The organism is Pseudothioglobus sp. nBUS_23, from assembly GCF_051201565.1.
Taxonomy (GTDB): Bacteria; Pseudomonadota; Gammaproteobacteria; order PS1; family Pseudothioglobaceae; genus Pseudothioglobus.
In genome coordinates this window covers 750,281-768,712 of sequence record NZ_CP179200.1, presented here as the reverse complement: position 1 = coordinate 768,712, position 18,432 = coordinate 750,281, and the positions used below count along the sequence as shown (strand labels likewise).

The following is an 18,432-nucleotide window of genomic DNA, read 5'->3' as shown; positions in this document are numbered from 1 at the left end:
TTCCTATATATCTATCTCCGATGTCGAAAGCCCCCCTAAATAATAAAATTAGTAATTAGTTTAAATTGGAATCGCTTGATTTCTATTTAATCCTGTATTTGGATCAATAATTGGCTCTGATGAATATTGAGCTAGATAAGCTGTTCTTGTTTTGGTTGATTGATTTACTCCGGAGGCATGAGGCGTAAGACTAGAAAATACTACGAGAGTTCCTGCAGAAACAAGCAAAGTCTTTGATTTGGCTTCATCGACCTCAATAAATAGGTCATTTGATTTATCTGACCATTGGTGGGTTAATACTTCTGGAGTGGTCTCTAAATTTGTAGGGATAACCGATAAGGGTCCATTCAACGAATGTGTTTCATCAAGCGCCAGCCAAGTTGTCAAATAGGGTTTATGTTCAAAATTTATGTATCCTGAGTCTTGATGCCAATTAAAACTTGATGGAGTTTTTGGCTCTTTCATTACGAATTGTTCATTGAAAATAAATGCTTCACCATCAAGTAACCTTGTCGCAACCTCCTTTATAGGTTTGCTTTTAAGGTATCTCTGAATCGTAGGGTAATATCTACTTTGATTTTTAAGAAATTTTCGGCCATCTTTTGAAATATCGCCGTAATGCTTATTATCATATGACTGTTTAAATCTATTTGAGTCATTATCAATTTCATTAAAGATGCTTTCCAGAGATTCCTTGAATTCTAACAATACTTCTGAACCAACAAAATCTTCAAATATAAGATAGCCTTGAGATTTGAATTCATTGACTTTTTGTTGTGTTAACTTTTGCATGCTGAAATTATAAGTCAACTTATACTAAAGTCCAAATTTCGTTTGATGTGTAAGTGAGGGTGTATACATCTATCTAAGATGTCATGATGGTATTTCTAGGACAAAAAAAACGCGCCAATAAGGCGCGTTTTTAGTTTTGCTTGATGGATTTTAGTTTGGATATTGACTATCAATACCTTCAACATAGAAATCCATTGTTAGTAGGTCAGGGAAGTTAGGTGGCGTTTCACCTTCTGCTAACCATGGGCTACCATCTTGCTTATTGATTGGACCAGTAAATGGATGAATTGCTCCCATTGATAAATCAATAATTGCTTGCATTGCTTCATTCTTAACCTCAGTAGGCATATTATTGTTCATTGGCGCAAACTTAACCATGCCTTGCTGAACACCTGCAAAGGTATCAGAAGAAGTCCAAGTTCCATCTCTTACTGCAGCAATTCTGTCTGCATAGTAAGGACCCCAATCATTAATAATTCCAGTTAACTGAGCATTTGGACCCCATTCACGCATGTTAGAAGCTTGTCCAAACGCATGAACACCTTTCTCTTCAGCAACTGTCATTGCTGCAGTAGAGTCAGTATGCTGCATTAAGACATCAGCACCTTGAGCAATTAGAGCATTCGCAGCATCAGCTTCTTTACCAGGATCATACCAAGAGTAAACCCATACAACCTTGATTTGAACATCAGGATTAACTGACTTTGCAGCTAAAAACGCTGAGTTAATTCCACGGATTACCTCTGGAATTGGGAATGATGCAATGTAACCGATAACATTGCTTTCAGTCATTCTTCCAGCAATCTTACCAATGACATGCCTTCCTTCATAGAATCTCGCTGAGTATACAGACACGTTATCCTCTAACATATATCCTGTAGCATGCTCAAACTTAACATCTGGATAACGCTTAGCAACCTTAATAGTTGGATTCATATAACCAAATGAAGTTGTGAAAACAATATCATTTTTACGGGCAAGACTCGTAATAACTCTCTCAGAGTCAGAGTTTTCTGCAACGTTTTCAATCGTTGTCACTATTACGTCATCACCCAACTTTTCCTTAGCATACTTAACCCCTTCATCATGCGCATAAGTCCATCCATGGTCACCAGTTGGGCCAATATAAACGAACGCTGCTTTGACAGGATCAGCTGAGACATTACTAGTAAATGCTAAAACTGCACTTAAAACAGACAGTTTTAAAATACTAGAGAATCTAACTTTAGACATACTTCTCTCTCCTTTTAATTGTTGAACAAATTAACTTACTTTCTTACTTCTTAAATACAATCACCTAACTAGGATGTTGAATGAAATATTCTACCCAAACAATTAGGGACTGTGCGATTTGTTTTATTTTTTAGTCGTATTCTTAAACTCACTAAAATGATAATAGTTGCAAGGTACGGCAACATCGATAGGTATTGAGCACTTATTCTAATATCGAAACCTTGAGCATGGAGCTGAAGAACAGTGATTCCCCCAAAGAGAATTGCACCTAAAATAATTCTAAATGGCTGCCATGAGGCAAACACAACCAACCCAAGTGCAATCCAACCCCTGCCTGCCGTCATGTCTTCACCCCAAATTGGGACTTGAACAAGGGACAAAAAGGCACCACCAACTCCAGCCATAGCTCCACCAAACAAAATGGCCATAAATCTATACCTGACTACATTGTGGCCAATTGCATGGGCCGCATCATGATTATCACCAATAGATCGCAAAATTAGGCCTTGTTTAGTCTTAAAAAGGAACCACCATACCAAATACACCATAAGGAATGCTAAGTAAACTAGCGGATTCATGGAGAAAACTAATGGGCCAATAAACGGAATGTCGGACAAAACAGGGATATGAATCGCCTTAATTAAAACTATCGTTTCCTCAGTATAGCCTCGTCCTGCAAATGCAGAAAAACCTAATCCAAAAAGAGTTAACGCAAGACCAGTTGCAACCTGATTCGTTAACAAAAATTGGGTTAAAAAAGCAAAAATAGAGGAAATAGCCATGCCGCCCAAAAGGGCAGCAAAGACTGCTAAGAATGGGTTTCCAGTATGGAACTGAACAATAAAGCCCAGAAGTGCGCCTACAATCATCATTCCTTCAACACCGAGATTTAGGACTCCTGAGCGCTCTACTAGGAGCTCACCAATTGCTGCAAAAATAAGTGGAGTCGAGGCAATACTGATTCCAATGATGATATTTATAAATAAGCTTTCATTCATAGTCTTTTAATTTTTAGTTTTATTTAATACAACTTTGTATTTAATTAATATGTCGCATGCAAGAAAATAAAAAAGCAGCATACCTTGAAAAATTTGAGTGATTGAGCTCGGGAGATTGTACTCAATCTGAACCTCCTCTCCGCCAACATAACTGAGCGCAATTAATAAAGATGAAAATAGAATTCCAATGGGATGAAGTCGCGCTAAGAAAGCAACAATAATTGCGGTAAACCCATAAAACTGAGGGAGTCCTGGAGTTAATTGACCAGCAGGTCCAGACGCCTCAAAGAAACCAGCCAATCCAGCTAATCCGCCAGATATAAGCAAAGAATACAAAACTGTTTTATTGTCATTAAAACCTGCAAATTTAGCTGCCCTAGGGGCGCTTCCAGTAATCTTAATCTGCATCCCAAACATATGCTTCTTGATACCAAACCAGGCAACGAGTGAAATAATAATAGCAATAATAAACCCAATATGTAGACGAGTGCCCTCCCATATGATTGGCAGCATAGCGCTGTCATGAAATATTCTACTTTCTGGGAAGTTAAATCCTGCAGGATTTCTCAGAGGACCTTGGAGCATTGCACTGAGAAACAATACAGCAACATAGGTCAACATCAAAGTTACCAATATTTCATTAACCTGATAACGAATGCGGAGAAAAGCAGCAATACTTGCATAGAACATCCCACCTAAAATTGACGCTATAGCCATTAAAGGTAGGAGCCAAAAACCCTCAACATTATAGAAATAAAGTCCTACTGCGCCGCCCGCAATACCACCAATTACATATTGACCCTCAGCTCCAATATTCCATATTCCAGCCCTAAAGCCTATGGATAATCCAAGACCAATAATCATTAATGGAGCTGCCTTTACAAGTAATTCTGGAAATAAATAGGAGTCGGTAAGTGGCAAAACAAAGAGCGTGAAAAAAACGCTTGAAACTTTGATGTCATCCAAAATAAAAATAAATATTATTAGTGCTGATAACGCTGTAAGTGTCATTGCAAGCAATGGAGATAATAAAATCATCGCTTTAGAATTTTCAACTCTTGGGATAAGTTTAATCATTAGCTTTCAACTCCTACCATGAGCTGCGAAATCTTCTCTAGGCCATTATTTTTCATATCAACTGCCTCTGAAAGCTTGCCTTCTGACAAAACATGAATCTGCTCACAGAGACTTAGGATTTCATCTAAATCTTGTGAAATAATCAAAATAGCTGAACCATTGTCTGCGAGTGAGATTAATGACTGATGAATGTTATTTGCAGATCCTGCATCCACTCCCCAGGTAGGCTGAGAAACTATAAGCAGTTCTGGGTTTCTGATGAGCTCTCTTCCGACCATAAATTTTTGTAAGTTTCCTCCTGAGAGGGACTTAGCCAGCATTTTGCTAGAAGGCGTTTGAACATTAAAATCATCAATGACCTTCTCAGAATAACTAGCAACGCTACTCCAATCGATCACCCCACTTGAAGTCATACCAGAAGAGTCTGGCCTACTCAACAACATGTTCTCATCAAGACTCATATCAGGTACTGCACCATGCCCTAAACGCTCTTCTGGAATAAAGAACATTGAAAGCTGTCTTCGCTCATGGGAGCCCAATAAGCCGACATCTTGACCATTAAAACTGAGAACACCATCGCCTGAAGATTTTTCTCCTATTAGGAGCTCCATCAACTCGTCCTGACCATTGCCAGCTACGCCAGCAATTCCAACAATACTCCCTTGCCTAATAGTCAAATTAATATTTTCTAAATCTACTCCATACAAATCGTCACTTTTTTTGCTTAAATTATTTATAGAAAAAATCTCAGATCCAACGTTTATTTTGCTTCTAGCAAGCTCGGTAAGTTTTTTTCCAATCATCATTTCAGCAAGTTCTTTTTGGGAATGATCTTGAGGTACACAGCTTTGAACTAACCGACCTCCTCTGAGAATAGTCGCTTCACTACAAATCTCACGAACCTCTTCGAGTTTGTGCGAAATATAGAGAATAGAACAACCATCAGCTGCAAGCTTTTTTAGAGTAACAAACAAGTCAGAAACTTCTTGTGGTGTCAAAACTGAAGTAGGCTCATCCATAATTAATAATTTTGGATTTTGAAGTAAGCAGCGAATGATTTCGACCCTCTGTCTTGCGCCAACAGAAAGGTCACCAACAACTTGTTGAGGATTCACATCCAGCCCATATTGCTTAGAGTACTTTAAGATTTCATCAGTAAAGTTTTGGTTAAGCCCGACTCCATCCAGTCCCAAAATAATGTTCTCTTCAACAGTTAAAGACTCAAATAATGAAAAATGCTGAAAGACCATTGCAATTCCATTCTCTCTGGCCTCAAATGGATTTTTAGGGCTATAACTATTTCCACCCCACCTCATTTCACCACTATCTGGCATCAATGAGCCATAAATTATTTTTACTAATGTTGATTTTCCAGCACCATTTTCCCCCAAAAGTGCATGGATACTGGAGTCCTTAATGTTCAAAGAAACAGTATCGTTTGCCTTAAGGTCACCATAAGATTTAGTAATATTGGAAACTTCTAATTGATAATTCATAGCGCTTCAATTTGATTTTTATTTTCAATAAAATTAATTAAGTCCATTGCAATGGTTACAGCAATCGCAGTGGGAGACTTTAAAAATTTTTGTTTTTCACCAATTGGGCAAGTAAATTTATTAACCACTTCTTCAGGATAATTCTTTTGAATGAATCGATCTCTAAATTTTTTCCCCTTAATTGTTGAGCCAATCATACCCAAATAACTGAAGTTGTTTTGAAGAATCATTTGTTCTGAAATCTCAAAATCAATTTTGTGACTATAGGTGATTACTAAACAGTAAACATTGTTTGGGAGTTCTGAAACACTCTCAACTATATCATCACAGATAATTTTTACTTGCGAAGTATCTCCTTGAAACTTATCAAATTGTTCTTGGCGATCATCGATCCAAAATAATTTAACAGGGAGATTGATGAGGATAGGCATTAGAGCCCGAGATATATGTCCAGCGCCAAAGACTGCTACTGGTAATAAATCACTTGAAGTTACCTTTTCCAAACAAATATCAGTCTTTAAACCTGCCTCATCCTCAAACTCAACGAGCGTTGAGCTTTGAGTGTTTTGTAAAAGTTTTGATGAATAGTCCTCTACAAATGTAGATAATTTTTTGTTATTAGATGAAGAAAAAAAGTGTTTTTTTGTGAAGAGAAATTTTTGTTTATCTAGCTGTGGATTTTTGTCATTATCAATGCTAGTGCCCAAGATAAAATTTTCGCTCTCTTGATAGAGGCTGGATACTTTTTCAACCCATGAGTCTTTGTCTTTAAGAGATGAATTATTAGTTACGAAGCTTTCGAATAGAACCTTTACATAGCCACCACAACACTGCCCCAAAGTCGCCCCCAAAGGGTATTTTATGAGTTGATTGCTATTGCCTTTGAGTTCAAGCATTTCTTTAGCAAGGGATAATGCTTTAAATTCGAGATTTCCTCCTCCAATACTGCCAAACACAGCGTCATTTGACGTGTAAACAATCTTATCACCGTTAGTGCATGGAGTAGAGCCTTTAGTGGCAATGATTGTTATGACTACAAGGCCATTGTTTAATGCAATTGATGTCCTTAGGTGCTTAAGCCAACTATTCATAATTATGTTTTAAGAACTTTTATTTAAGCTGAAAAATACTCGCTCAAAACTTGCAGGTGCATTAAGCCCACTAATATTTTCATTGTTTGCATTAAAAATAGCATTTTTGATAGAAAGCCAAGTTGAGATTGCAAGCATTAAGGGTGGCTCACCAACCGCTTTTGATTTGTGAATGGTATTTTCATGATTGGAGATATGGGGCTTAATTTTTACCTCAAAACGCTCTGGAGTATCTCCTATTGCAGGAATCTTATAAGTCGAAGCTCCTGTTGTTAGAAGAGCGCCCAAATCATTCCATTTTAACTCTTCTGAGCAAAGCCAACCCATGCCCTGAATGTAGCCACCAACTATTTGACCGATATCGATAGCAGGGTTTAGAGAAGCTCCCACATCATGCAAAATATCAACAGCTAAAAGCTTATACTCACCTGTTAAGCAATCTACTATTACTTCACTAACACACGCACCATAGGAGTAATAGAAGAATGGACGACCTTTTTGAGTAGCTGGGTCAAAATGAATTTTAGGTGTTTTATAAAAACCATTACTAAATAATTCCACACGATTCAAATAGGCCAAAGAAATAAACTCATCAAAAGGAATTTGTTTCTTGTCTACTAAAATTGTTGAATCTTCAAATTTGATTGCACTCTCACTGGCATCAAAATATTCTTTAGCGAAATTAATTAAATTACTCTTAATTCGAAGACAAGCTTCTCTTGCTGCCATACCATTAAGATCTGAGCCAGATGAGGCCGCGGTTGGAGAGGTATTTGGAACTTTTGCTGTTGAGGTTGCAGATACTTTGACTCTTGAGACATCTACACCGAATTCATTTGCGACGACCTGAGCTACCTTGATAAATAACCCCTGACCCATTTCTGTACCACCATGATTCAAGTGAATACTGCCATCTTTGTATATACTTACCAAAGCGCCCGCTTGATTCAGAAATTGTGTGGTGAATGAGATTCCAAACTTGACGGGCGAGAATGCCAGTCCTTTTTTTAAATATCTATTGTCCTTATTGAATTTATCGATTTCTTTTCTTCTCGAGTGATAATTACTATCTGATATCAATTCATCTGTAATTTCACTAATAATGTTATCCTCAATCACCTGACTGTATGGGGTTACATTATTTTCATTTTTTTGATAGAAATTTGACCTTCTGACCTCTAAAGGATCTAGACCCAGTGTATTTGCAATCTCTTCAACTATATTTTCAATTGCAAGCATACCTTGTGGTCCTCCAAAGCCCCTAAATGCAGTATTTGAAGCAGTATTTGTTTTGCACAAATAACCTGTAAAGGTAGCGTTTGGAATGAAATAAGCATTGTCTGAATGAAAAAGTGCTCGGGAAACAATTGCCATAGAAAGATCTAATGAATATCCACATCTAGCAGCAAGGTCCATAGTTATGCCTTTAATTAAGCCTTGGTCATCAAACCCAACCTCATAATTTGCAACAAAATCATGACGCTTTCCAGTCAACAACATATCGTCCTTTCTGGACAATCTTGCTTTGACAGGTCTTTTTGTTTTTTCTGAGAAAATAGCACAAACACATGCCAATTGAGAAGCATCTGTCTCTTTGCCGCCAAAGCCTCCCCCCATTCTCCGAGTAACGACCTCAATCGCATTCTGAGGAACGTTTAATACATACGAGACTAAATGCTGCACTTCGGTTGGGTTTTGAGTTGAGGAATGAATCACCATTTCGTTGTCTTCAGTTGGAATTGAAATAGCCACCTGACCTTCTAAATAGTAATGCTCTTGGCCCCCTATTTCTAATGATCCAGTTAGTTGGTTGCTGGCACTTTTAATTGCTGATTTGGAGTCACCCGAACTAACGACAATTGGATCATCTAGAAAGCTTTTTGCTTTCATTGCTTGTTGGATAGTTACGATGGGTTTTAACTCTTCTATTTCAGCACTCACCAATAGCGCTGCTTTTTTTGCTAGATCGTGACTGTCAGCTAAAACTGCAGCAATTGCTTGTCCAAAAAATAAAACCTCTTTTGATGCAAGAATAGGCTCGTCATGGCGAATAGGTCCAATTAATAAATGTTCTATTTCTTCTGCAATTAAAACACTATGGACTCCTTGTGCCTTCTTCGCATCATCAACATTAATACTTTGAATCTTTCCATGAGCGACGTTGCTGAGAGCAAAAGCGACATGGAGAGTTCCATTTGGTTCAGCAATATCATCAATATACTGCGCGCTTCCTTGCACATGCATTCGAGCACTATCATGCTGGAGTGGAAGACCAACTGGGCTTTTTGTTTGACCTAAATTTTGTGCCTTTTGACTGATGTTAACTCCCACTTTTAGGATTTCGATTCTGAGAAATGAGCAAGATCTTCAACTGCATAACCTTGAAGCATCAAAGAAGACTTTTTCGCTAGACCAGCTGAAACTTTTAGACGATACTCAGCAGACGCTCTTACGTCAGTGAATGGAGAAAATTCTCGATTCAAGGCCTCATATGCCACTTCAAGAAGCTCATCTTTATCCCAACTCTCTTTAAAAACTTTTTCAAGCTCAGTTGCTCTTTGAGGAATCCCTGACATACCTCCCATCCCAATCTTTACTGATAAAGACGAAGACTCGATACCCTTTACATTAATTGCCATACAAACTGCTGAAATGTCGTCTTCATATCTCTTTGATATTTTATGAGTAATGAGTCGCTCTCCATTGGAGGGCATTGGGATTACAATACTTTCAATAAATTCTGAAGGTTCTAGCAATGTTTTTTTATAGCTTACGAAGAAATCCTCAAGTGCAATTATTCGACTCGACACCCCTTTTCTAAGTTTTAACTTTGACTCAAGAGCTATAAGAACTGGAGCCATATCGCCAATGGGTGAGGCATTAGCTATATTGCCGCCAATAGTTGCCCAGTTTTTAATAGGTAATGACGCAAACCGCTCAAGAAATGAGTCTAAGTCTGGCCAGTTTTTGACTAATACTGATTTTGCTTCTTCATAGCTAACAGCTGCACCAATTTCGATTTCTGAATCTTGCTCATTAATCTGTTTGAGCTCTGAGACTCTATTGACGCTGACAATATGGCTAAACTCATTCTTAGATTGGGTAATCTCTAGATTTAAGTCAGTTCCAGCAGCAAGAATATTTGCAGATGGGTTTTCAGATAAGAGCTCAGAAAGATCATTAACATTTGATGGCGCATCAAAGAGAAGTGTCTTATTTCCATCGTTAAATCTTAAGTTAATATTTTTCTGATTTTTAAGGCCATTTAAAGCTTCGACAAACTCAGATTGATTCCTTTCATAAAAATCAAGTTGGCCTTTCTCTTTTTCTCTAAAAGATTTGTATGCAGCACTAATAATAGGCTTATAACCGGTACATCTACATAAATTTCCAGATAAAGCATCATTTATCTTTGTTGAATCCAGCGACTTTTCATTATGATACAAAGCAAATAGAGACATCACAAAACCAGGTGTACAGAATCCGCACTGAGATCCATTTTCTGTAATCATTGACTTCTGAACTGGGTGAAGATCTTCACCCTCTGATAAACCCTCAACCGTAATTAAATGCTTTCCTATAAGCGTGTATGCAAGCGCAATACACGTGTTGATGCTTTTGTACTGAATCAAATCCTTATTGTTAATGTTTACAAGTTCACCAACAACAGCAGTACAAGCACCACAGTCTCCCGAAGCGCAACCCTCCTTAGTACCAACCAATTGATTACTTCTTAGCCATTCAAGCACAGTAGTATTGGGGTTAATTTCTCCCAAGTCAAATGGAACATAGCTTTGATTCAATAAAATTGACACTAGCTTCCTCGATAGGTTGAATAACCGAAAGGTGATATTAATAAAGGCACATGATAGCTTTCATCAGCATTCGAAATATAAAAACGAATCACAACATCTTTTAAAAAAGGGCAGTCTATGTCTTTTTTTGCATAATATTGATCTATATTAAATTCAAGCTCATAACAACCCTCTTCAAATGCATCTCCTGACAATAAAGGCTCATTGCATCGACCATCTCTGTTTGTTTCTGCTGAATTAATGAGTGTCAGGGAAGAATCATTTCTCTTATAAAGTTTAATCTCAACTCTTTCAGCAGGACATCCCATTGATGTGTCGAGTATGTGTGTAGTCAGTTTTCCCATAGATTATTCCTATTTTTTATAAGTTCTTTGGCCCATGATATAAACCTCATCTATAAGTCTATCATCCCCAAGAGTCATTAAATTAAATAGTGTCTCTTTAATACTGGATGAAATTTTGTTTTTTTGACTTATTATTTCAGTAGCATTTAAATCAATAACAATAAAATCAGCCTCCTTGCCTGGCTCTAAATTACCAATGGAGTCATCCATATTTAAAACCTTTGCAGCGCCCAGAGTAGTCAAATAAAACGCTTTCACTGGGTCTAAATTAAAATCATTCATTCGGCTCACTTTATAAGCCTCATTCATGACTTGAAACATTGAAAAACTATCTCCTCCACCAACATCTGACGCCAAAGAAACATCAATACCGTAACTCTCTAATTTCTCTAGTTCAAACAACCCACTCCCCAGAAAAAGGTTTGACCTTGGACAAAGAGAAACCTTGGAGCCAGTCTCAGCCATTTTTAGATATTCATCATCTGTGTTGTGAATGCAATGCCCAAAAACAGAATTGCTACCTGTAATTCGAAGATCATCATAGACACCGAAATAATTATCAGAGTCTGGAAACAGTTCTTTGACCCAGCCTATCTCCTCATCATTTTCATTTAGATGAGTCTGAAGCAAGACGCCCTTTTGTCCATCTTCATCTGGGTATTCACTCAACAGCTTAGAGGCCTGCTCTAGTTGAGACTTTGAGGATGTAATGGCAAATCTTGGGGTGACGGCATATCTCAACCTCCCATTATTGTGCCATTTCTCAATCAGTTCTTTCGAATCAATGTAACTGTCTTCAGAGCTGTCACAAAGCATTTCAGGAGCGTTTCTATCCATCATTACTTTTCCTGCAACCATCCTTAAATTTCTTTGTTGTGATGCATTAAAAAAAGCATCAACTGATTGCTTAAAGGAAGCACAAAAAGTCATCGCAGTTGTTGTGCCATTTTTAATGAGCTCGTCTAAAAACAGGTTAGCTATATGATCAGCATAATCCTCATCTGCAAATCTTTGCTCTTCAACAAATGTGTACTGATTTAACCACTCTAATAAGCTAGTTCCATATGATGCAATTACCTTGTACTGAGGGTAATGAACATGGGTATCAACAAAGCCAGACATGATTAAACGATCCTTAAAATGAATCAAATTACTTGATACGTCATAACCTGATTCAATGTCTGAAAAGTTGCCAACATCAATAATTTTTCCTGAATCAATATCAACAACCAACAGGCCATCCTCAAAATAAACAGGTGTTAGACTCGCACTTCTCTCAACGCAGTGATAGATTGAACTTCGAAAGTAGCTATTGTTGCTCATTAATTTGCCTCAATCCAAACGCCTAACTTCTCTCTCTCCTGGTCAGTCATGTTTGTAGTGTTAACTATTGGCATTGCTTTAGATAAAACTGCCTGCTTATATATTTGATCTTTATGCGTCATAATTTTTTCGATGGTGTCAAGCATAATGCCTTTTGGAGCAATCGCAAAAGCTTTGTTTGAAGGCTCTTCCGCGTGACAACTAACGCAATGTTTTTCAATAATCATTTGAGCTTCAGCAATAGTAACTTCGCCTTTATTCTGAACCTGAACTTTGCTTTGTGATGGAGCCAGTACATAGATTAAAGCTAACGTTGATAATGCAATAACAGCGATTAGGCTATTCTTTGCTTTACCAACCCCCCTTAAATTAAAGTAATGACGGACCATGACTAAAATTCCAATGACTGCAATTAATACGAGCCAGCCATATTCTCCGCTATATATAGTAGGATAGTGCCCACTGATCATCATAAATAGCACTGGCAAGGTGAAGTAATTGTTGTGTCGAGAGCGAATATAGCCTGTTTTTCCGAGTTCCAAACTAACCTCTGTGGAGTTTTCACAAGCCTCAACAAGCTTTTTCTGCACCGGGATAATTACAAAGAAAACATTGGCAACCATAACCGTTCCAACCATAGCGCCAATTTGCATATAGACAGCCCTAGGATTGAAAATGTTGCTGTAGAAAAACGCAAAACATGAAACGACTATAAATATAATTGCAATAAATACTGCTGATTTATTAACCAATTTTGACTTACATAAAAGGTCATATATCAGCCAGAAAAGTATTAATCCTAATAAGCTTAAACCAACACCATAAATTGCAGATATTGAGCTATTCGTAGCTAATAAATAGGTGCTCGCATTAAAATAATATACAACCGAGAGGAGCGATATTCCTGACAGCCAGGTCACATATGCCTCCCACTTAAACCAGTGCAATGGCTCTGGTAGAGTTTGAGGGTATTTCTTATATTTCTCTAGATGATAAAAACCGCCTCCATGAACTGCCCATAAGTTACCTGCAATTTCATCTCTGTTATTTAATCGATCAAGCTTGTTTTCGAGCCAGTTAAAATAAAATGATGCTCCAATCCAAGCAATTCCAGCAATGACATGGAGCAGCTTTAATGCCAAATTTAGCCAGTCAAGTAAGTATATTTGCATCATAAGCCTAACTCCAAAACCACTTTAATGTCACCTAAAGAAACCTCTTCACACTGCTCAATCGTATCGAGCTCTTCATTATATTTTCTGTCTATGACAATAAATTGTGAATTGTCATTCATACTGATAAGAGGAAAATGCCAAACACCCCGTGAATAACTTATCCCTTGATCACCGTTAGTTATAAAAGCTTTAAGTTTTTCAATTGATGGCTTCTCTGCAGGAGGCGCTACTACCACTAAAAATGGTGATGAATGCCTTGGTATAAAGGTTTGACTGAAAAAAGGATGCTTCTCTAACATTGAGATATGAAGAGGAAATTGTCTGCTTTTAGCTACAAAGATATGAACACTTGTATGACCTTGCTCTTCATTTGTATCCAATAAAGCAACATCAGAGTATTTACTAGCAAAGCCATTATTGATTGTTTTTGATTCTTTATTATGGATGGATACAACCTCACCAAAATCAGCAAAATTGTTTTCAGTCAACTTTTCAGGAATAAGTGTAATATTTTTCATATCTAAATAAATTTACCAATAAACTTCAAACGAGCAATCCCGCCATCAGGATAAATATCAATTCGAACATGGCTAAAGGGCTCATTATGCAATATGTCATTTTTTTCAAAAGTGTGGATTTGATTCATGCCCAGTTTTTGTTGGTCTAACAGTTTTTTCCAAGACATACTGTCTTCTAGAATGACCGATTTCTCTACATCAGAAATATGTGCAGTAGAAATAGAGAATTTATGGGGAAAGTTACCCTTGAAATGTTTTGTATCTACAATGATTTTATCAACCTGCGCAGGCTTTGATAGCGCTAGAACTCCCCAATCATTTCCCGGTTCTCTTCTTCTTCTAGTTTCCCAGCCATCAGCCATACTCAATGGCTCATGCTTCTCTAATATATTACTCAATCTGCCAAAATGCTCATCATTTGCGTAAATAGCTCTAGCACCATTCTCTTTAGAAAGAACATTAACACCATCAAAACTAGGATCTCTTTTTTCTTCCCAAAATTCACCATAAGCCCTAAACCTGGCAATACCTCCATCTGGGTGAAGTGTAATTTTTAAATGTGTAATTGGATTATTCACAGGGCATTCAAAACGATTGTGCGAGTCCCCCATAATTTCTTTTTTGCCAAGAAGATCAAACCATTCTGAAACTGCACTACCGTCAACAACTAAATCGTCTGTTGTGCCTCCAGGGACTGAGCAGCCCTGAATTGAGATGCCAGGAGCAAAATTTCCAGTAAAGTGGGTTGTATCGATATTAAAACTATTGATAGATGCTTTCTTACCTAAACGAATAAAGCAAAAATCATTCTTTCCATCTCTTCTGCGTCGGCTCTCCCATCCATCCATCCATTTTCCATTGTCATCATATTTACCTTCAACCCAGACTGGATTACTAGATTGAAGCATTCGAGAAGAGTCAGCAAAGAACTCATCACTACAATAAATTACCTTAGTTCCATTATCAGAACAAGCAACATCAATGAGCTTATTGTTTTCCATAAATCTCCTTAATTCTAAGCCAGGCTATCTTGTTAATTTGTTCCAAAGCATTAGCTCTTTCTTCCTCTTTAGAATTATTTTTCCGCATCATAAAGCTTGAAATAATTTCTGATTTATTTTTCTCTTTTACAGCCATTATGAATGGAAAGCTAAACTTTGAAAAATACTCTTCATTAAGCTTTTCAAAAAGCTTAATTTCGTCATCAGTACAATCATTTAATCCTGCTGATTTTTGTTCAGTTGTTGAGAAATCTGTTAACTCATTATTTTGAGCCTTTTTTCCCGCCAACATTGGATGAGCAGTAATTAAATTATTTTGCATATCAGTATCTGATGCAAGCATAATTTCACAAAGTAATTTGTGGAATGTTTCTAAGTTGTCGTACTTTTCATCTGTTATTACCTTCTCTATAGATTGCTCTACAAACCATGGCGAGTGTTCATATAAATTTTTAAAAACATCTAAAAACTTATCTGTCGATTGTTTTGCTAATTCATGAGGTAACTTCATATCTTTAAATCTAAAAATTCTTATACCAATGATCTGCTATCCCCCTTCTAGAGCAGAACCAAACATCATTAAAAGTTGATACATATTCAAGAAATTTTCTCATAGCCATAATCCTGCCAGGTCTTCCTAAAATTCGAGCATGCATGCCCACTGACATCATTTTTGGGGCTACCTCTCCCTCTAGATACAAGGCATCAAAACTGTCCTTGAGATAATTAAAAAATTGGTCTCCCGAATTAAATCCTTGTGGGGATGCAAAGCGCATGTCATTGACATCTAAAGTGTAAGGAATAACAAGGTGCTTTTTATCAGTCTCAAAATCATTAGCCCAATAAGGCAAATCATCATCGTATGCATCACTGTCATATAAAAAGCCGCCCTCTTCAATAACGAGTTTTCTGGTATTGGGACTGTTTCTTCCGGTATACCACCCCTCAGGTCGCTTACCTAAAAATTCTGTCATGATTGCTATGCAGTCTTGCATATGTTCACGTTCAACACTTTCTTCAACAAATTGATAATCTATCCATCTAAAGCCATGGGCACAAATATCATAATCATGCTCAGCAAGATAATCAGCTAGCTCTCTATTTCTGGCAATCGCAAGTCCGACAGCAAAAATAGTAATTGGAATATCAAATTCCTTGAAAAGCCTAAGTATTCTCCAAACTCCAACCCTAGACCCATATTCGTAGATTGACTCCATACTCATATGTCTTGCACCTTCATATGCCTTAGCACCAATTATTTCAGAAAGAAATGTTTCAGAAGCATGGTCTCCATGAAGAATAGAGTTCTCCCCACCTTCCTCGTAATTCAAAACAAATTGAACTGCAACCCTTGCTTTGTTTGGCCAGTTTGGATGAACTGAGTCTTTTCCATAACCAGTCATATTGCGAGGATAGCTACTTAAACTTTGGGAGACTTTCTTATTCATGATTTTTAGCTAAATATGTTGCTGTAACTTCTGTTTCTAATAGTTTTTTTAAAATCAAGTGACTTGACGCAGTTATCTAGATGTTTTTTAATTGATCTAGAGGCTCTATTCAAGTCATTACTTTTAATTGCCTGAATGAGATCACTATGCTCTGCATAAGAGCAAAAGCTAGATTCTGGATTCGAGTAAACTGATGCTGCAAGAGTGCTTAATGGAATTAGAGGCTTAAGGCTCTCCACTATATATTTGTTTCCACATAACTCTGCCAGAGTTAGATGAAAGTCGCATGATAGTTTTGTATGCTCATCATTTTGAGAAGTGTTGTGCAGGCGTTTCTCTTCAGAAATCAAATCATCTATTGCAGAGAGATCTAAATTTTGACTCTGGTGCTTATTAACCAGTATTGTAATGACAGCGTTTTCAATAGCCTGCCTCGCTTCATAAATCTGAGTCGTCTCTTCTTTAGTTGGGCAAGCCACCCTGACTCCTTGGTTCTTCTTATGTTGCAGCAGGCCTGAATCAACTAGCTTATCAAATCCCTGTCTAACAACTGAGCGACTGTAGCCAAACTCTTCCTGCAAAGATATTTCTGAAAGTCTTACACCAGGCTTTAGGCGATTCTTTAGAATTGCTTCAAAAACTAGGTCAACCACCTCATCAGAATTTTTATGAATTTCAGTATTCATTAACTCAGCCTTAATCATTTAATCTAAAGCTTTTATTATATGCCTAAATTTGTTGACAATTATTGTAAACAATCATTATTTATTATAAAAATATTACAGAAAAAAAACACCAAACTTAATTTAAGGATACCAATTTAGGAAGATTGAAAAATATATCGATTTTTTTTTGACAAAGACCATTTTCAAGAATAGAATATTCATAACTCGGGAATTTAATTTCTATATACTTTTAAGAACAAAACTTGAGTTAATACTAAAGATATTTTGACTGTCTTTTTTTTAATGACGGTTTTTTTCTATTAAAAATTAAGATTAATAACTAAGGAGAGTACACAATGAAAAACATGAAACGTTCACATTTTAGTGGATTGCTCAAAAAAACTGGCTTAGCGGTTATTGCTTCTACGTTTCTTTTAGCAGCACCAATTGCTCAAGCTGATGGTCATGTCAAGCCAGCAGTCGTTTATGACACTGCCGGAAAAAATGACAAGTCATTCAACGAGGCTGTTTATGTAAACGGTGTAATGAAGTTTATGAATGACACTGGTATTGCGGTTACAGAATTAGAGCCAACTAACGAGGCAATGATGGAGCAAAGCCTTAAGAAGTTTGCTCAGCGTGGCTATTCACCAGTTATTGCTGTGGGATTCACTATGGCTAATGCAGTTGCAGCAGCTGCAGCTGAATATCCAGACACTCAGTTCACTATTATCGATGGTGTAGTTGATGCTCCAAATGTTCAAAACGTCATCTTTAAAGAGCATGAAGGCTCTTTCCTAGTTGGAGTCATGGCAGCTATGGCGTCAAACTCTGGGACTGTAGGTTTTGTTGGTGGAATGGATATTCCATTAATTAGTCGTTTCGAATGTGGCTACAAGCAAGGTGTTGCTCATGCTGATAGCTCTATGAATGTTCTAGCTCAGATGACAGGATCAACTCCTGCAGCTTGGGGCAACCCAACTAAGGGTGGTGAAATTACTCGTAGCCAAGTTGAAAATGGTGCTGACGTAGTTTACGCTGCTGCTGGTGGAACTGGAATCGGTGTATACCAAACAGCTGCAGATATGGGTGTGTTAGCAATTGGTGTAGACTCAAACCAGAACTACATGCAACCAGGAACTATGCTGACTTCAATGTACAAGAAAGTTGGTTTAGCTGCATATGAAAGCTTTGCTGCTGCTGTTGATGGAACATGGTCAGGTGGCTTTAAAGTAAATGGAGTAGCTGAAGATGGTGTTGGTGCCGCAATGGACGAGTACAACGCTGATCTGGTTTCTTCTGACATGCTTGCCGCTGTAGATGCAGCAAGAGCTGGAATTATCGATGGCTCTATTGTTGTTCATGACTACATGTCTGATAATAGCTGCCCTTTATAACAAGCAGTTTTTTTTAGATTAAAACATCCGGCTCTAGGGCCGGATGTTTTTTTTTAACT

Annotated in this window: 17 protein-coding genes; 1 reads left to right on the top strand and 16 read right to left on the bottom strand. The window is 37.4% G+C overall.

The annotated features are described in order from the left end of the window. Positions 1 to 60 precede the first annotated feature (60 nt). The 16 genes from ACMAZA_RS03800 to ACMAZA_RS03725 form a co-directional block, all read right to left on the bottom strand. A complete protein-coding gene (locus tag ACMAZA_RS03800) occupies positions 61 to 792 on the bottom strand; it encodes a phytanoyl-CoA dioxygenase family protein (protein ID WP_435190183.1) in 732 nt (243 codons plus the stop codon). 150 nt (positions 793 to 942) lie between these two features. Further along, the gene (locus tag ACMAZA_RS03795) at positions 943 to 2,025 is read right to left on the bottom strand and encodes a BMP family ABC transporter substrate-binding protein (RefSeq protein ID WP_435190181.1); all 1,083 of its coding nucleotides are present in this window, start codon (positions 2,023 to 2,025) and stop codon (positions 943 to 945) included. 68 nt (positions 2,026 to 2,093) lie between these two features. Then, positions 2,094 to 3,023 carry an ABC transporter permease gene (locus ACMAZA_RS03790; RefSeq protein ID WP_435190179.1) on the bottom strand — a complete coding sequence of 310 codons (930 nt, stop codon included), beginning with the start codon at positions 3,021 to 3,023 and terminating at the stop codon, positions 2,094 to 2,096. A gap of 6 nt (positions 3,024 to 3,029) precedes the next feature. After that, the gene (locus ACMAZA_RS03785; RefSeq protein WP_435190177.1) at positions 3,030 to 4,100 is read right to left on the bottom strand and encodes an ABC transporter permease; all 1,071 of its coding nucleotides are present in this window, start codon (positions 4,098 to 4,100) and stop codon (positions 3,030 to 3,032) included. Then, positions 4,100 to 5,596 (bottom strand): ABC transporter ATP-binding protein, encoded by a 1,497-nt coding sequence (locus tag ACMAZA_RS03780; protein ID WP_435190175.1) that lies wholly within the window; start codon positions 5,594 to 5,596, stop codon positions 4,100 to 4,102. The genes ACMAZA_RS03785 and ACMAZA_RS03780 overlap by 1 nt, the downstream gene beginning before the upstream one ends. After that, entirely contained in the window at positions 5,593 to 6,687 is a 1,095-nt protein-coding gene (locus ACMAZA_RS03775) for an XdhC family protein (protein WP_435190174.1), read from the bottom strand. Before ACMAZA_RS03775 ends, ACMAZA_RS03780 begins: the two co-directional genes overlap by 4 nt. A gap of 9 nt (positions 6,688 to 6,696) precedes the next feature. After that, on the bottom strand, positions 6,697 to 9,018 hold the full coding sequence (gene xdhB / locus ACMAZA_RS03770; RefSeq protein WP_435190172.1) for a xanthine dehydrogenase molybdopterin binding subunit: 2,322 nt from the start codon (positions 9,016 to 9,018) through the stop codon (positions 6,697 to 6,699). A 2-nt stretch (positions 9,019 to 9,020) separates the two neighbouring features. Continuing rightward, positions 9,021 to 10,502, bottom strand: coding sequence for a xanthine dehydrogenase small subunit (gene xdhA / locus ACMAZA_RS03765; protein ID WP_435190170.1), 1,482 nt, complete (start codon positions 10,500 to 10,502; stop codon positions 9,021 to 9,023). Then, positions 10,502 to 10,846 (bottom strand): hydroxyisourate hydrolase, encoded by a 345-nt coding sequence (gene uraH, locus ACMAZA_RS03760; protein ID WP_435190168.1) that lies wholly within the window; start codon positions 10,844 to 10,846, stop codon positions 10,502 to 10,504. The genes xdhA and uraH overlap by 1 nt, the downstream gene beginning before the upstream one ends. Positions 10,847 to 10,855: 9 nt before the next feature. Further along, entirely contained in the window at positions 10,856 to 12,169 is a 1,314-nt protein-coding gene (gene guaD, locus ACMAZA_RS03755) for a guanine deaminase (RefSeq protein WP_435190166.1), read from the bottom strand. Next, on the bottom strand, positions 12,169 to 13,344 hold the full coding sequence (locus ACMAZA_RS03750; protein ID WP_435190164.1) for a urate hydroxylase PuuD: 1,176 nt from the start codon (positions 13,342 to 13,344) through the stop codon (positions 12,169 to 12,171). Before ACMAZA_RS03750 ends, guaD begins: the two co-directional genes overlap by 1 nt. Next, positions 13,341 to 13,862 carry an ureidoglycolate lyase gene (locus ACMAZA_RS03745; protein WP_435190162.1) on the bottom strand — a complete coding sequence of 174 codons (522 nt, stop codon included), beginning with the start codon at positions 13,860 to 13,862 and terminating at the stop codon, positions 13,341 to 13,343. The genes ACMAZA_RS03750 and ACMAZA_RS03745 overlap by 4 nt, the downstream gene beginning before the upstream one ends. Before the next feature lie 2 nt (positions 13,863 to 13,864). Next, complete coding sequence (alc, locus tag ACMAZA_RS03740; protein ID WP_435190160.1) at positions 13,865 to 14,863, bottom strand: allantoicase; 999 nt, start codon at positions 14,861 to 14,863, stop codon at positions 13,865 to 13,867. Continuing rightward, positions 14,850 to 15,374 carry a 2-oxo-4-hydroxy-4-carboxy-5-ureidoimidazoline decarboxylase gene (uraD, locus tag ACMAZA_RS03735; protein WP_435190158.1) on the bottom strand — a complete coding sequence of 175 codons (525 nt, stop codon included), beginning with the start codon at positions 15,372 to 15,374 and terminating at the stop codon, positions 14,850 to 14,852. The genes alc and uraD overlap by 14 nt, the downstream gene beginning before the upstream one ends. A gap of 10 nt (positions 15,375 to 15,384) precedes the next feature. Next, positions 15,385 to 16,311 (bottom strand): allantoinase PuuE, encoded by a 927-nt coding sequence (gene puuE, locus ACMAZA_RS03730; protein WP_435190156.1) that lies wholly within the window; start codon positions 16,309 to 16,311, stop codon positions 15,385 to 15,387. 5 nt (positions 16,312 to 16,316) lie between these two features. Further along, the gene (locus ACMAZA_RS03725; RefSeq protein WP_435190154.1) at positions 16,317 to 16,997 is read right to left on the bottom strand and encodes a GntR family transcriptional regulator; all 681 of its coding nucleotides are present in this window, start codon (positions 16,995 to 16,997) and stop codon (positions 16,317 to 16,319) included. 335 nt (positions 16,998 to 17,332) lie between these two features. Here ACMAZA_RS03725 and ACMAZA_RS03720 point away from each other — a divergent pair, with 335 nt between their 5' ends. Then, positions 17,333 to 18,373, top strand: a complete 1,041-nt coding sequence (locus tag ACMAZA_RS03720; protein ID WP_435190152.1) for a BMP family lipoprotein — start codon at positions 17,333 to 17,335, stop codon at positions 18,371 to 18,373. The last annotated feature ends 59 nt before the right edge of the window (positions 18,374 to 18,432 follow it).